A 14,431-nucleotide genomic window follows, 5' to 3' on the forward strand; every position below is an offset into this window, starting at 1 on the left:
TCCGCCACCGACGACGCGCGAGCCCCGGGATCAGCAGCCGACCAGGCGAGCCGCCAGATACGCCTCCAGCTTGTCGATGGCCACCCGCTCCTGCTCCATCGTGTCGCGTTCGCGCACCGTCACCGCGTGGTCGGACAGCGAGTCGAAGTCGACCGTGACGCAGAACGGGGTACCGATCTCGTCGTGCCTGCGATAGCGCCTTCCGATGGCGCCCGCGTCGTCGAAGTCGATGTTCCAGTTGCGGCGCAGCGTGGCCGCGACGTCCCGCGCCTTCGGGGAGAGGTCGGCGTTCCGCGACAGCGGCAGCACCGCGACCTTGATCGGCGCCAGCCTGCGGTCGAGCTTGAGCACGACGCGCTTGTCCACCCCGCCCTTGGCGTTGGGGGCCTCGTCCTCGCGGTAGGCGTCGACCAGGAAGGCCATCATCGGCCTGCCGAGCCCGGCCGCGGGTTCGATCACGTAGGGACGGTAGCGGGAGTTGCTGGTCTGGTCGAAGTACGACAGGTCCACCCCGGAGTGGTTGGAGTGGGTGGTCAGGTCGAAGTCCGTCCGGTTCGCGATGCCCTCCAGCTCACCCCACTCGCTGCCGCTGAAGCCGAAGCGGTACTCGATGTCGACGGTCCGCTTGGAGTAGTGCGAGAGCTTTTCCTTGGGGTGCTCGTAATGGCGGATGTTGTTCGGATCGATGCCGAGCCCGGTGTACCACTCGGTGCGGTTGGAGATCCAGTACTCGTGCCAGGACTCGTCCTCACCCGGCTCGACGAAGAACTCCATCTCCATCTGCTCGAACTCGCGGGTGCGGAAGATGAAGTTTCCGGGGGTCACCTCGTTGCGGAACGACTTGCCGACCTGGCCGATCCCGAACGGTGGTTTCTTGCGCGCCGTGGTCATCACGTTCAGGAAGTTGACGAAGATGCCCTGAGCCGTCTCCGGGCGCAGGTAGTGCAGCCCCTCCTCCGAGTCGACAGGCCCCAGGAAGGTCTTGAGCAGGCCGTTGAACATCTTCGGCTCGGTGAACTGGCCGCGGTTCCCGCAGTTCGGGCAGGGCACCTCGGAGAGGTCGCTGTCGTCGACGTCCTTGCCGGTGCGCTCGGCGTACTCCTCGGCGAGCTGGTCGGAACGGTGCCGGTGGTGACAGGCGGTGCACTCGACCAACGGATCCACGAACTCCTGCACGTGCCCGGACGCTTCCCAGACCTCACGCGGCAGGATGACCGAGGAGTCCAGGCCGACGACGTCGTCCCGCCCCTGCACCATGCTGCGCCACCACTGGCGCTTGATGTTGTCCTTGAGCTCCACCCCGAGCGGCCCGTAATCCCATGCCGACCGGGTACCGCCGTAAATTTCGCCGCTCGGGTAGACGAAGCCACGACGCTTGCACAGATTCACGATCGTTTCGATCTGGTCGGTGGGCACGCTCACTCCACGCTTGTCGCTGGTTGCTCGGGCTCCGGCCGGAAGTCGGTTCGGTACTCGACGAATCGGCCGGGCTGGTCCCGCGGATTCCCGACGGTGAGTTTCCCAGCGTACCGAGGCAGCATCGAGGGCGGCGCGGCCCCACCCCGCAGTGCCGACACCCGCGAGCTCGGCTGCGCCCGCCGAAGTGGACGACGCCCGTAGGATGGACGGTGTTCCACGACCAACTCGCGACGAGGCGACGAAAGGACCCCTTCGGCCACGACACTGCGCCGCGTGTGCCTCGGAGGACTCGTACCGCCGTGACCGGCGGACGGTCGGTCATCACGTGGTAGTGCCGCTGATCACCTCTCATGCGCAACGACGAAGAGCACTCCGGCGAACGAGCCGAACCGGCCACGGTCCCCGCCGGTGACCCGGACACCCTTACCGAGGCGGGTGAGTTGCTGCGGGCACTGGCCGCGCCGGTGCGGATCGCCATCGTGCTGCAACTGCGTGCCGGCGAACGCTGTGTGCACGAGCTCGTCGACGCGCTCGGCGTGGCCCAACCACTCATCAGCCAACACCTTCGGGTGCTGAAAACGGCCGGTGTGGTGCGTGGCCGCCGCAACGGGCGCGAGGTGGTCTACCGGTTGGTCGACGACCATCTGGCGCACATAGTCGTGGACGCCGTAGCCCACGCGGAAGAGGATTCGGAGGACGAGAACGCCTCCACAGTGAACGCGCCCTAGTCGATGACACGATTCGACCGAAGGGTCGTCGACCTACCCGGAACGGGGCGGCACGCGAGAACGAGAATCCACTTGCAATCCCGTACACACACCCGAGCAGAAGACGGAGAAAGCGTGACCTCCAGCGAGCGTCCCTCGGCCGCGATCCCGGGTCTGCGGTCCACCAAGCAGCGGGCCGCGGTGTCGCGTCTGCTCAGCGAGATCGACGATTTCCGCTCCGCGCAGGAGCTGCACGAGCAGCTGCGGAACCGCGGCGAGGGGATCGGGCTGACAACCGTCTACCGCACGCTGCAATCGCTGGCCGACGCGGGTGAGATCGACGTACTTCGCAGTGACTCCGGGGAAGCCGTCTACCGGAAGTGCTCCACCGACCACCACCACCATCTGGTCTGCCGGTACTGCGGCAGAACGGTCGAGGTGGCGGACCCCCCGGTGGAGGACTGGGCGGAACGGATCGCCACCGAGCACGGCTTCTCCGAGGTGGATCACACCGTCGAGATAATCGGCACCTGCTCCGAGTGCGGACTCTGATCTCCACCGGGCGGGCGACACCCGCCCGCGGCGGGCCATGCGGTGACCGGAGTCGCGAACGGCCACACACGGCCCCCGGAGAGCTCACTGATCGGGCCCGTGCTCCCTGTGCCACCGGATCGAGGTCCCGCTCAGCCGGGATCGCCGAACCCGGCCACCACCTCGGAGCCGAACGCCTCGGCGAGTTCCCCCCGCAGCTGCGACCCGCCGGAAACCACGAGCATCAGCAACGTGGCCAACGGCTCCTCGGTCATCCCGTCCGCGGGGAACGCATAGCGCAGCGTGAGATCAGTTCCTCCCTCGGTGCGCACCACACCGAGCGTGCCGAACATGCCCTGACCGGCGCGTTCGGCCACCCATCGGGCTATCGCGTCCTCCTGGGGCAGGTCCCAGGCGATTACGCAGGTCAGGCTCAGCACGGTCAGCCCCTCGGCGAGGCGCATCGCCTGCAACGCGCACGGCGTACCGGAGTGCAGGAAGGTCAGCGCGCCGTCGTCGTCGACCCGTACCTCGTAGTAGTTCTCCAGCGCGCGTTTGGCCACTGTCAGCAGATCGGCCGTCCCGGCGGCTTCACTCGACATCAATGTTGCTCCCCATCGGGCTCGGCCGAGCTCGAATCCAGCTCGGTTCGGTCCACCGCACCGCCGAATCGACGATCACGGCGCGCGTAAGCGGCGCAGGCTTCCCAGAAGTGAGTACGGTCCACGTCCGGGAACAGCGTGTCCTGAAAGACCATCTCGGCATAGGCGGACTGCCAGAGCATGAAGTTGGAGGTACGGCGCTCCCCGGAGGGACGGATGAACAGATCCACATCCGGCATCTGGGGCTGGTACAGGTGGCGTGCCACCGTACGCTGGTCCACCTTGTCCGGATTGATCTTGCCCGCCGCGGCGAGTCTGGCGATCTCCCGCGCCGAGTCACCGATCTCCGCGCGCCCCCCGTAGTTGACGCACATCGTCAGGTTCATGACCTGGTTCTCGGCGGTACGCCGCTCCGCGGTCCGCAGCTCGTCGACGACACTGCGCCAGAGCTTGGGACGCCGACCCGCCCAACGCACCCGCACACCGAGTTCGTCGAGCTCGTCCACCCTGCGGTGGATCACGTCCCGGTTGAAGCCCATCAGGAACTTGACCTCATCGGGGCTGCGTTTCCAGTTCTCGGTGGAGAAGGCGTACAGCGACAGCCACCGCACCCCCAGTTGGATCGCCCCGCGCGTCAGTTCCAGGACCACCGCCTCACCGCGTTTGTGCCCTTCGATGCGCGGCAGACCGCGCTCATTGGCCCACCTGCCGTTGCCGTCCATGACCACGGCGACGTGGTTGGGCACCAGCTCCGGTGGAAGTGAGGGGGGTTGTGCTCCGGAGGGATGCGGGTCGGGCGCCCGTACGTTCGGCGCTTCCCTGTCCCGCCCGCGGCGTCGCAGCATCGATGGGTCCCCTTCGTGATCGCTGGGCCGAGTCCTTCCCGAACCGTCGCCCATTCTCGCGAACGCGACGGCACTACCCGCCCAGTGGTCGGCCGAACCGGATGGCGGGGCCGTCGTCCAACGGCAGGCGTGTCATCCCCATCGCACGGTAGAACGCGTGAGCGGCGGCATTGGTGGCCCGCACACCGAGCTGCACCCCCGGGGAACCGGCCTGTTCCAGCGCGGTGAACAGTGTACGCAGCAGCGCCGCGCCCAGTCCGCTACGACGGGCTCCGGAAAGCACGTTGATGTGCAGGTGCGAAGGATAGCTCCCCGACTCCGGCAGCAGCATTCGCAGCGGTCGATGCAGCAGCAACCGCAAGTGCTCGTCGGCGTCGTCGGACCGTTCCTCGGCACCGGTGAGCGGATGACTGGTCACGAACGCCGGGGTCCACTCCCGCTGCCAGCGGTGGTAGAACTCGGCCGAGTCCAGTGCCGTCACCACATAACCGAGCGGTTGTCCCGAGATCTCGGCCAGAAAGCACAGTCGCGGTTGCAGGGCGAGATAGGGTCCCGCGAAAACGTGGGCCATCAGCTCCGGGTCACGCAGGATGTGACGCGAGTGCTCTCCCGCGTCCCCCGTGGCCACACAGATCCGGCGTACCGCCACGGCGTCCTCGGGACGACAGGGGCGGACTATCACGAATCCCCCGATCCGGTGACGGAATCGGGCTGGGCCGATCCGGGCTGGGCCGATCCGGGCTGGGCCGACTGGGTTGCCTCGGTCGGAGTGTCGCGCTCGACCGGGTCCTCGACCCCGCTCGCGCGTTGCCGGATGAGCTCGGGCACGGGATTCGGCGACTCGTGCTCGCGCACCTCCGGATCAGCCGCCGCGTGCCGCTCGACGAGGGGCAACGACCGCAACCGGTGCTCCAGATGCCACTGCAGGTGTGCGGCGACCAACCCGCTGGCCTCGCCGCGTACGGCTTCCCCCGAGTCCTCCGCCACTGCCCACTCACCGTTGAGCAGGGCATTCAGCAGTCGGATCGTCGTAGCGGCCGGACGAACCGCGCCCGTGGGCCTGCACTCGGCGCAGATCGTGCCTCCCGCGGCCACGCTGAACGCCGGGTGTGGCCCGGCGAGACCGCAACGGGCGCATTCGCCCAGCGCCGGTGACCACCCCGCGAACGCCATGGCCCGCAGCACGAAGGAGTCCAGCACCAGCGAGGGATCCCGGTCCCTGCCGCTGAAGGCGCGCAGCGCCCCGACGGTAAGCAGGTACACGCGCAGCACCGGTTCTCGTTCCTCCGCGACGATGCGGTCGACGGTCTCCAACGCGGCACAGGCCGTGGTGTAGCGCCGGTAGTCGCCGACTATCCCCATCCCGAAGGCGTCCAGGGTCTGCACCTGGGTGATCACATCGAGCGTTCTTCCAGTGTGCAGCTGGACATCCACGTGTGCGAACGGTTCCAGCCTGGCGCCGAACCGGGAACCGGTGCGACGCACCCCCTTGGCCACGGCGCGCACCTTGCCGTACCGCCGGGTCAGCAGTGTGACGATCCGGTCGGCCTCGCCGAGCTTGCCCACGCGCAGCACGACACCGACATCCCGATACAGGCTCACGTTCACATCATCCCATCGCGGGGGACTCAGGTGGACAGCGTCGTCAGGGGCGGCACGGGAATGTTGCGGAGGATCGTCCACAGCAGCAGCCCCACTCCCAGCAGGTACGCGCACACCATCCCGCCACGGCCCGCGGGCCAGATCCGCCGTGTTCTGCCCAGCTCGAAACGTGCCGCCGCCACGAACAGGGACAGCGCCACCGGGGACAACACCAGCAGCGCGAAGGCGTTGAAATCCAGGGCGAGCAACGGATCACCCGCCAGCAACGCCCGGAGCATGCGAGTACCTCCGCACATGGGGCCGTCCAGTCCCAGCATCCTGAACGGGCACGACGGCCCTACGGGTGAGATCAGCAACACCGCGGCGATGACGCCGAGCCCGACGGCCACCGAGAGCGTACGGAGCGGCCCGAATCGACGGGACGCGGATCCGGTCCCCAAGAATCACCTCCGACGAGTCACGGGCCGAGCACGCTTGTCCGATTTCGATGTCCGGCGAACGCGCGGATGTCCGGCTCGCGGCCACGACCGCGGGGCACGAAGGGCTCCCCCTCCTACGATTTCGCGGCACTCGCGGGAGAGCGCCTCGGTACGGTTCTCGTACCGCACGATTTCTCCCACGGCGAGGAACCACAAGGGTGGGGTGCCGCATCGAATCCGCACTGCCCGCGACGGACGAGAGTCCACCGCGGACGCCGAGCGTGCAGGTCGTACCCACGGCTCAGCCGGTTCGGGACGGTGCGTCACTTCGGTCGTCCGGCGTGGTTGGATCTGGCCGACAACCCAGAAGGAGCAGCATGAGCGATCCGTACGATCCGAACCCGCACAACCCGCCGTCGGACAGCGGTGGCTTTCCACAGCCCTACCAGGGCTCGCACGGGGGTGGTTATCCCGGTTACCAGCCGGACCAACCGTACCCCCAGTACCAGCAGTATCCCCAGTACCAGCAGTATCCCCAGTATCAGCAGTACCCGCCGGCCCAGCCGGGCGGACCGGTTTATCCCACTGCGCGGCCTCCCCGGAACAACGGAATGGCGATCACCTCGATGGTGCTCTCGCTGTCGAGCATCCTGTTGACATGCATGTGGGGACTGGGACTCATACCGGCGATCTTGGGAGTAGTGTTCGGGCACGTGGCCAAGAAACAGATCCGGCGCGACGGGACCGAGGGAGACGGCATGGCCACGGCCGGACTGGTTGTCGGCTACTGCGTGCTCGGACTGGCACTCCTGGTGATCGTGCCGGTGATCTTGCTCGGCATCGCCACCCTACCGTTGATAGCGACGAACGCGTAGCGCGAAGAGCACCACTCGCGTGCGGACCAGCGCCGTGACGGCTGGAGACAACACTCGCGGGACCCCCCGCCGCCCTGCTGTGGACCGGACTCACACCGGAACGTCCCAACCCGGTCGAAGACACGATCGCGCGAGCCGAACGAACTCGCGCCGCGATTCTAGAAGCCCAGTTTGCGAAGTTGCTTGGGATCACGCTGCCATTCCTTGGCGACCTTCACCTGCAGATCCAGGAAAATCTTGCTGCCAAGCAGCGCCTGGATGTGCCGCCTGGCGGTCTCGCCGACCTCCTTGAGGCGTTCCCCGCTCCTACCGATCACGATGGCCTTCTGGCTGGAACGCTCCACGTACAGCGACGCGTAGATGTCCACCAGGTTGTCGTAGCCCTCCCTGGGTGCCATCTCGTCGATGGCCACCGCCAGTGAGTGCGGCAGTTCGTCGCGCACCCCTTCCAGGGCCGACTCGCGGATGAGTTCGGAGATCAACGACTCCTCGGGCTCGTCGGTGATCTCGCCGTCCGGGTACAGCTGCGGTCCCTCCGGAACCTGCCGCACCAGCAGATCGGAGAGCACGTCCATCTGGAACCGGTCCACCGCCGAGACCGGAACGATCTCGGTGAAGTCCATGAGTTCCTGCATGGCGACCAGTTGTTGGGCCACGCGTGGTCTGCTCACCACATCGGTCTTGGTGACGACACCGATCACCGGGGTACGACGGGCGACCTTGGCGAGTTCCGCGGCGATGTGGCGATCGCCGGGGCCGATCTTCTGGTCGGCGGGCACGCAGAAGCCGATGACATCGACCTCGGACCACGTTTCGTGCACCAGGTCGTTGAGTCGTTCTCCCAGCAGGGTTCGGGGGCGGTGCAGTCCCGGCGTGTCCACGATGACCAACTGCGCGTCGGTCCGGTGCACGATCCCTCGGATCGCGTGCCGCGTGGTCTGCGGCTTGCTGGAGGTGATGGCCACCTTCGTGCCGACGAGCGCGTTGGTCAACGTCGACTTGCCGGCGTTGGGACGTCCCACGAAGCAGGCGAATCCGGATCGATGTGTTTCGCTTGAGCTGGTCACGGCTCTATTCTGACGTGCCCGCCATCCCACCGACGTGTGGGGAGCCCGGTCGCCCCACCGCTGACCGCGGCGGGGCAAGCTGGACGGGCCCCGAGAACACGCCCTTGAAAACCGTTGTCAGCCGCTGTTGGTGGTCGTCCCCATGCAGCTCAACAGCGTTCGGTGACTGATCCAACCGACCGGTTGGGTGCCCTGCCCCTCCAGCACGGGAGCGGCGGTCACCTCGACGGAGACCAGCGAGTCGAGCGCGTCGACGAGCTTGGTCCCGGAAGCGATCGCCGGGGGAATCTCCAGCAGGTCGCCGACCTCGCCGTTGTCCACGGTGCCGTCCCCGAGCACTTCGGCCACGGCCCCAGCCGTGACACACCCCTTGTAGCGCCCTTCGTCGTCCAGCACGGGCAGCACGGAGTCAGCGCTCTGGGCCAGCCGTTGCGCGGCTTCGGAGAGCTTGGTCCTCGTGGTCAACGTTTCCGGCAACGGATCCATCACGTCGGCGACCGTGCGGTCCGGCAACCGACCACGCCGTTGCCTGGCGTCGAGGTCGATGCCGCGCCTGCTCAGCTTGGTGGTGTAGATGGTGTCCCTGCTGAGCGTTCTGCTGATCAACGTCGCGACCACGACGGCGAGCATCAGTGGCAGGATGATCGAGTACTGCCCGGTCAGCTCGAACAGGATGATCACGGCCGTTATGGGTGCCCGTGCCGATCCGGCGAAGGCCGCCCCCATTCCGATGAGCCCGTAGGCTCCCGGCGATCCGGCGATCTCCGGGATCAGTCCGTGAGCGACGAGGCCGAACGCGGTGCCGCCCATGCCGCCGATGAACAGCGCGGGTGCGAACACGCCCCCGGATCCGCCGATGCCGATGGTGAGGCTGGTGGCGAGCATCTTGCCCAGCAGCAGTACCACCAGGAACCAGATAGCGTAGTTGCCGTTGATGGCGTTGCCCAGCACCGGATAGCCGACGCCGTACATCTGCGGCAGCACCAGCAACAGCAGGCCGAGGAACAACCCGCCGACGCCGGGACGCAACCACTCCGGGCCACGCCATATTCGGTCGCAGAGGTCCTCCATGCGGTAGAGGACCTTGGAGAACAGCACCCCGGAGGCACCGATGAGCACGCCGAGCAGCGCGAACAGCAGGAATTCGCTCGGGTTCCGCAGGTGGAAGGCGGGCAGCGAGAGGAACGCCTCGTTGCCCATCACGGCACGGCCGATCACGCTGGCGGTGACGCTGGACAGCACCACGGCGCCGAAGGACTCCACCGTGAAGTCGCGCAGGATGAGTTCCATCGCGAAGAACGGTCCCGCCATGGGGGCGTTGAACGTGGCGGCGATACCGCCCGCCGCGCCGCAGGCGACCAGCACGCGCATTCTGCGCTCGGTGAGCCGCATGCCGCGTCCCATGGTCGAGCCGAGCGCGGAGCCGATCTGCACGATCGGACCTTCCCGGCCGACGGATCCGCCACCACCGATGCACAGCGCCGAGGCCAGAGCCTTAACGAGACTGACCTGCGGTTTTATCCGGCCGCCGCGTTCCGACACGGCGTACATGACCTCGGGAACCCCGTGTCCCTTGGCTTCGGGAGCGAACCAGTAGACCAGTGGGCCGTAGATGAGTCCCGCGACGGCGGGAACCAGCACCAGAAACCAGATTCCGAGTGCGGGCAACCAGGGGTGTGGCGCACCGGGCACGTCGGTGTATTCGGGACGTCCGGAGAACAGCTCGGTCGCGGACGTGATCAGCCACCGAAAGGCTATGGCGCCGAGCCCCGAACCGAGGCCGACCAGCAGTGCGAGGGCCATCAGGCCGCTGCCACGTTCGCGGAGCCAGATTCCGATCCGCCCACGTACCGCTACGGGCAGGGCTATCGATCGTTTTACGGCTTCCGCCATCACCGTTGCATGATGCAAGTCTTGCCCTGTGCACGTCAATGTGAAAATGGCGACATGCGTAACGAAATGCCGCCGAACGGTGACGAGGTGGACGCGATCACCGAGGCGGTGCTGACCGCTTCCCGGTTACTGGTGGGAGTCTCGGCGAAATCGGTCGCCGCGGTCGCCGGACCGATCACGCTGCCGCAGTTCCGACTGCTGGTGGCCCTCGGGTCGCGGGGCCCGCTGAAGCTGGTCTCGCTCGCGGAGATGCTGGGAGTGAATCCGTCCACGGCGACCAGAACGGTGGACAGGCTGGTCACAGCGGGGTGGGCGCAGCGCAACAGCAATCCCGAGTCACGGCGGGAGATCACGGTCAGCCTCACCGAAGCGGGCCGCGACCTGGTGGATCGGGTCACCGAGTACCGCCGTAGCGAGATCTCGGCCATCGTCGAACGAATCCCGCACGAGGATCGCGCGGGATTGGTGCGGGCGTTGCAGGCCTTCACCGAAGCGGGGGAGGAACCACCACCACGTGCCTCCCCCTACGACGCGGGACTGACCGAGTGGCGTTGAGCCACCCGACCGGCTCCGGCCGGATTCGTCAGGCCCCTCGCGAGAGCTCGACGACCTCGCCGTCGCCGCCCGCCCGGAGCACCGGGGCCGTACTCGCCAGCTCCCGAACCGCCGCCACCGAGTCGGCGTCCACTTCACCCGCCTCAGTGACAACGGCCGCCGCTTCCAGCCCCTCGGCCCCGCTGGAGACGGCGGTGGCCACCGCCACCTGCAACGCGGTCAGCCGCAGCGCGGTCAATCGCACGGTGCAACCGGTGTAGGTTCTGCCGTCGGTGTCGCGCACGGCGGCGCCCTCCGCCGCGCCGATGCGCGCCCGCGCCGACCGTGCCAACGTCACGATCTTGCTGTCCTCGGGATCGAGCTGCTCGGTCACGGTCTCGGTGCGTTCAGCCATGCTGCGAATTCCTTTCGTCATCAGCGGCGTTGTGCCCGTTGGACTCACTCGCCCTGCGAACCAGCAACGCGTTGATCCGGATACGACCGCGATGGTCCTTGCCCCCCTCGGCACGCAACCGGAGTCCGGATATCTCGGCCTCGGCCCCGGGGAGGGGGACACGGCCGAGGCGCTGCGCGAGCAGCCCTCCCACGGTCTCGACTTCGGAATCGTCGAGCTCCACCTCGAACAGGCTCGCGAGATCGGCCACCGGCAATCGTGAACTGACCCGAACCAGTTCCTCGTCGAGCCACTCGACCGGACGGTGTTCCTCCCGGTCGGACTCGTCGGTGATCTCACCGACGATCTCCTCGATGATGTCCTCGATGGTCAGCAGTCCCGCCGTGCCGCCGTACTCGTCCACGGCTATCGCCATGTGACTGCGCGAGAGCTGCATCTCCTTGAGCAACTCGTCCAGCCGCTTGGAGTCCGGCACGAAACTGGCCTCCCGCATCAGCTCGGAGACCCGGACGCTCTCGGAATCGGTGGACTCACCGCGCTCGGTGGTCATCCTGGCCAGTTCCTTGAGCGTGACGACCCCGACGATGTCGTCGACACTGTCACCGATCACGGGAATACGGGAGAAACCGGAACGCAGGGCGAGCGCCAGTGCTTGCCGGGGAGTCTTGACGCGCTCGATCCAGATCATCTCGGTGCGCGGCACCATCACCTCGCGTGCCGTGGTGTCGCCGAGCTCGAAGACCGAGTGGATCATCTCGCGCTCACCGGCGGCGACCACGCCGCGCTCCCCGGCCAGATCGACGAGCTCCCGCAGTTCCACTTCCGAGGAGAACGGCCCCTCACGGAAACCACGGCCGGGGGTGATGGCGTTTCCCACGAAAATCAGCAACCGCGTCAGCGGGTTGAGCAGACGGGCCAACACGGCTACCGGTCCCGCCACCACGAGTCCCACCCCGTAGGGATGCTGGCGACCTATGGTTCGCGGTCCCACGCCGACGAGCACGTAGGAAACCACCAACATGATCAGCACGGCGAACAGCACCGACCAACCCGGCGTGGCGCTCACCTCGAGCACCATGACGGTTACCAGCACCGTCGCGGTGAGCTCGCAGGTCAACCGCAACAGCAGCAACAGGTTGACGTGCCTGGGGCGGTCGGCCAGCACCCTGGCGAACTGTGCCGCTCCGGCCCTCCCCTGCCGCAGCAGCTCCTCGACCCTGGCGTGCGAAGCCGTTCCGATGGCCGCGTCGGCAGCCGCGAACACACCGGCCGCCAACACCAACGACACGGCCCACACCAGCAGCGCCATGATCCCGGTGAACACGATGAGAAAGTCCGTTACCGTTCGGAATCGCCGTCGGCCGTGGCCTCCTGGGACTCGTCGAGCCCCACCACGCCCAGCACTCGTGAATCGGCGTCGCGTTGCTGCGCGGCGCGATCGGCCTCCGTCTTGGCCTCGCGGAACTCGGCGAGCAACCGGTTCTGCAACGCGAACATCTCGCGTTCCTCCTCCGGCTCGGCGTGGTCGTAGCCGAGCAGATGCAGCACCCCGTGCACCGTGAGCAGGTAGAGTTCGTCCTCCATCCCGTGACCGGCCTTACGTGCCTGATCCCTGGCGAACTCGGGACACAGCACGATGTCACCGAGCAGTCCCGGGCTGGTCTCGGTGGAGTCCTGCCCGCGTGGCGCCTCGTACTCCTCCATGGGAAACGCCATCACGTCGGTGGGACCGGACAGGTCCATCCAGCGTTCGTGCAGGTCGGCCATCACGTCGAGCTCGACCAGCACGATGGACAGCTCGGCCAACCTGCTCACGCCCATGCGGTCCAGCGTGAAGCGGGCAACGGAGACGATGGTGGTCTCGGGCACCCGTACGACGGACTCGTTGGCTATCTCGATACTCATGCCTGCTCGTGCGCCCGCCCCTCGGAAAGTCGTGTCCTTCGCGCAGGATTGCCGCCCTCACCGTCCTGGTGTTCCTGCCAACGGTCGTACGCGTTGACGATCTCACCGACCAGGCGATGCCGCACCACGTCCTTGCTGTCCAGGGTCGAGAACAGGATGTCGTCGATCCCCTCCAGGATCTCGCGGACGACCTTGAGCCCGCTGCGCTGACCACCGGGCAGGTCGATCTGCGTCACGTCACCGGTAACCACGATCTTGGAGCCGAAGCCCAGCCTGGTCAGAAACATCTTCATCTGTTCCGGCGTAGTGTTCTGCGCCTCGTCGAGGATGATGAAGGCGTCGTTGAGGGTACGCCCGCGCATGTAGGCCAGCGGGGCGACCTCGATGGTTCCGGCCTGGGTCAGCCTGGGGACCGATTCGGGGTCGATCATGTCGTACAGCGCGTCGTAGAGCGGCCGCAGATAGGGATCGATCTTCTCGTAGAGACTTCCCGGCAGATACCCCAACCGCTCCCCGGCCTCCACGGCGGGCCGGATGAGGATGATGCGGTTGACCTCCTTGGCCTGCAGGGCCTGCACGGCCTTGGCCATCGCCAGATAGGTCTTGCCCGTTCCGGCCGGTCCGATGCCGAAGACGACCGTGTTCTCGTCGATGGCGTCGACGTAGCGCTTCTGGTTGGCGGTCTTCGGACGGATACTGCGCCCGCGACGGGACAGCACGTCCATGGTCAGCACGTCACTGGGCGAGTCCCCGTTACTGGTGGAAAGCATCGTCACGCTGCGACGCACGATGTCGGGTGTGAGCTGGTTGCCCTTGGAAACCAACTCGATGAGTTCGTCGAACACCCGCTCGGCGAACGCGACCTCGGTGGGCTCCCCGGAGATGCTCACCTCGTTGCCCCGTACGTGGACATCGGCGTCGAGTGCGTCCTCCGCGGTCCGAAGGTTCTCGTCCTTCGAGCCGAGCAGGGCGAGCACCGCCGTGTCGGGCACTGTTCGGGTGGACTGTGCCTTCTGGGGCTGGGACGACTCGTTTCCCGAACGAGCCGCCGCCCCGTCCGCTGCGGTTCCGGCCACGCTGTTACCGGCCTGCTTCCTGCGCTGGAGCGCGATTTCGGTACTGGATCCTGTCACTGTCAATGGTAGAGCAACGAACAACTGGATTAGCGCCGATGCTCGTTCCCCGGGACGCGCCGAGCACACCCGCGTGCCACGCTGCCGGGCTGGTCAGGTCGGCCGGTCAGGCCAACGGCCCCAACTGGCGCCCGCCGAGCAGGTGCAGATGCACGTGGAAGATGGTCTGCCCGGCGTCGGAGTTGGTGTTGAACAGCAGGCGGTACCCCGATTCCGCGATCCCCTCGCTCTCGGCGATCCGCCCCGCCACCCGGACGAGTTCGGACAACAGCTCCGGATCCGCCGCGGCCAGCTCGGCGGCGTTGCGGTACCGCTCGCGGGGGACCACCAGCACGTGGACCGGTGCCTGCGGACTGATGTCGCGGATCGCGATCGTGCGCTCGTCGGTGTGCACGAAATCGGCGGGGATCTCGCCCGCGATCATCCGTTCGAACAGGGAGGGTTCGCTATCGGTCATACCCGCGAGACTATCCACCGCCGATCA

The 14,431-nt window shown here is 67.1% G+C and carries 17 protein-coding genes; 4 read left to right on the plus strand and 13 right to left on the minus strand.

Annotation, left to right across the window (positions count from 1 at the left end; translation table 11 throughout):
- Positions 1-30: 30 nt before the first annotated feature.
- The gene (locus BM150_RS02670; protein ID WP_092924324.1) at positions 31-1,416 is read right to left on the minus strand and encodes a glycine--tRNA ligase; all 1,386 of its coding nucleotides are present in this window, start codon (positions 1,414-1,416) and stop codon (positions 31-33) included.
- A 353-nt stretch (positions 1,417-1,769) separates the two neighbouring features.
- Between BM150_RS02670 and BM150_RS02675 the strand changes: the two genes are divergently transcribed.
- Together BM150_RS02675 and BM150_RS02680 are read left to right on the plus strand one after the other, a co-directional pair.
- The gene (locus tag BM150_RS02675; protein ID WP_092923407.1) at positions 1,770-2,147 is read left to right on the plus strand and encodes an ArsR/SmtB family transcription factor; all 378 of its coding nucleotides are present in this window, start codon (positions 1,770-1,772) and stop codon (positions 2,145-2,147) included.
- Positions 2,148-2,261: 114 nt separating this feature from the next.
- Positions 2,262-2,678: a Fur family transcriptional regulator gene (locus BM150_RS02680; protein WP_092923410.1), complete on the plus strand. Its 417-nt coding sequence runs from the start codon at positions 2,262-2,264 to the stop codon at positions 2,676-2,678.
- A 131-nt stretch (positions 2,679-2,809) separates the two neighbouring features.
- On the opposite strand, the gene BM150_RS02685 is transcribed toward BM150_RS02680, so the two are convergent.
- From BM150_RS02685 to BM150_RS02705, 5 genes are all read right to left on the minus strand, one after another.
- Entirely contained in the window at positions 2,810-3,259 is a 450-nt protein-coding gene (locus BM150_RS02685) for a hypothetical protein (RefSeq protein ID WP_092923413.1), read from the minus strand.
- On the minus strand, positions 3,259-4,104 hold the full coding sequence (locus BM150_RS02690; RefSeq protein ID WP_092923416.1) for an isoprenyl transferase: 846 nt from the start codon (positions 4,102-4,104) through the stop codon (positions 3,259-3,261). Before BM150_RS02690 ends, BM150_RS02685 begins: the two co-directional genes overlap by 1 nt.
- A gap of 73 nt (positions 4,105-4,177) precedes the next feature.
- On the minus strand, positions 4,178-4,786 hold the full coding sequence (locus BM150_RS02695) for a GNAT family N-acetyltransferase (RefSeq protein ID WP_245755217.1): 609 nt from the start codon (positions 4,784-4,786) through the stop codon (positions 4,178-4,180).
- Positions 4,783-5,706 (minus strand): DNA repair protein RecO, encoded by a 924-nt coding sequence (gene recO / locus BM150_RS02700; RefSeq protein ID WP_092924330.1) that lies wholly within the window; start codon positions 5,704-5,706, stop codon positions 4,783-4,785. Before recO ends, BM150_RS02695 begins: the two co-directional genes overlap by 4 nt.
- A gap of 26 nt (positions 5,707-5,732) precedes the next feature.
- Positions 5,733-6,146, minus strand: coding sequence for a DUF2752 domain-containing protein (locus BM150_RS02705; protein WP_245755218.1), 414 nt, complete (start codon positions 6,144-6,146; stop codon positions 5,733-5,735).
- Between the two features lie 356 nt (positions 6,147-6,502).
- On the opposite strand from BM150_RS02705, the gene BM150_RS02710 reads away from it, so the two are divergent.
- Complete coding sequence (locus BM150_RS02710; protein ID WP_092923419.1) at positions 6,503-7,000, plus strand: DUF4190 domain-containing protein; 498 nt, start codon at positions 6,503-6,505, stop codon at positions 6,998-7,000.
- A 158-nt stretch (positions 7,001-7,158) separates the two neighbouring features.
- Here the strand turns inward: BM150_RS02710 and era are convergent, their stop codons facing one another.
- Entirely contained in the window at positions 7,159-8,067 is a 909-nt protein-coding gene (gene era, locus BM150_RS02715) for a GTPase Era (RefSeq protein WP_092923422.1), read from the minus strand.
- A 117-nt stretch (positions 8,068-8,184) separates the two neighbouring features.
- A complete protein-coding gene (locus BM150_RS02720) occupies positions 8,185-9,960 on the minus strand; it encodes a chloride channel protein (RefSeq protein ID WP_092923425.1) in 1,776 nt (591 codons plus the stop codon).
- Positions 9,961-10,014: 54 nt separating this feature from the next.
- Here BM150_RS02720 and BM150_RS02725 point away from each other — a divergent pair, with 54 nt between their 5' ends.
- Complete coding sequence (locus BM150_RS02725) at positions 10,015-10,515, plus strand: MarR family winged helix-turn-helix transcriptional regulator (RefSeq protein WP_092923428.1); 501 nt, start codon at positions 10,015-10,017, stop codon at positions 10,513-10,515.
- Positions 10,516-10,543: 28 nt separating this feature from the next.
- Here the strand turns inward: BM150_RS02725 and BM150_RS02730 are convergent, their stop codons facing one another.
- The 5 genes from BM150_RS02730 to BM150_RS02750 form a co-directional block, all read right to left on the minus strand.
- Positions 10,544-10,909, minus strand: a complete 366-nt coding sequence (locus BM150_RS02730) for a cytidine deaminase (protein ID WP_092923430.1) — start codon at positions 10,907-10,909, stop codon at positions 10,544-10,546.
- On the minus strand, positions 10,902-12,218 hold the full coding sequence (locus tag BM150_RS02735; protein ID WP_175496683.1) for a CNNM domain-containing protein: 1,317 nt from the start codon (positions 12,216-12,218) through the stop codon (positions 10,902-10,904). Before BM150_RS02735 ends, BM150_RS02730 begins: the two co-directional genes overlap by 8 nt.
- 29 nt (positions 12,219-12,247) lie before the next feature.
- Positions 12,248-12,814: an rRNA maturation RNase YbeY gene (ybeY, locus tag BM150_RS02740; RefSeq protein ID WP_092923436.1), complete on the minus strand. Its 567-nt coding sequence runs from the start codon at positions 12,812-12,814 to the stop codon at positions 12,248-12,250.
- Positions 12,811-13,890: a PhoH family protein gene (locus tag BM150_RS02745; protein WP_092923439.1), complete on the minus strand. Its 1,080-nt coding sequence runs from the start codon at positions 13,888-13,890 to the stop codon at positions 12,811-12,813. The genes ybeY and BM150_RS02745 overlap by 4 nt, the downstream gene beginning before the upstream one ends.
- A gap of 163 nt (positions 13,891-14,053) precedes the next feature.
- A complete protein-coding gene (locus tag BM150_RS02750) occupies positions 14,054-14,404 on the minus strand; it encodes a histidine triad nucleotide-binding protein (RefSeq protein WP_092923443.1) in 351 nt (116 codons plus the stop codon).
- Positions 14,405-14,431: the final 27 nt, after the last annotated feature.

Source organism: Actinopolyspora alba (assembly GCF_900112765.1).
Lineage (GTDB): Bacteria > Actinomycetota > Actinomycetes > Mycobacteriales > Pseudonocardiaceae > Actinopolyspora > Actinopolyspora alba.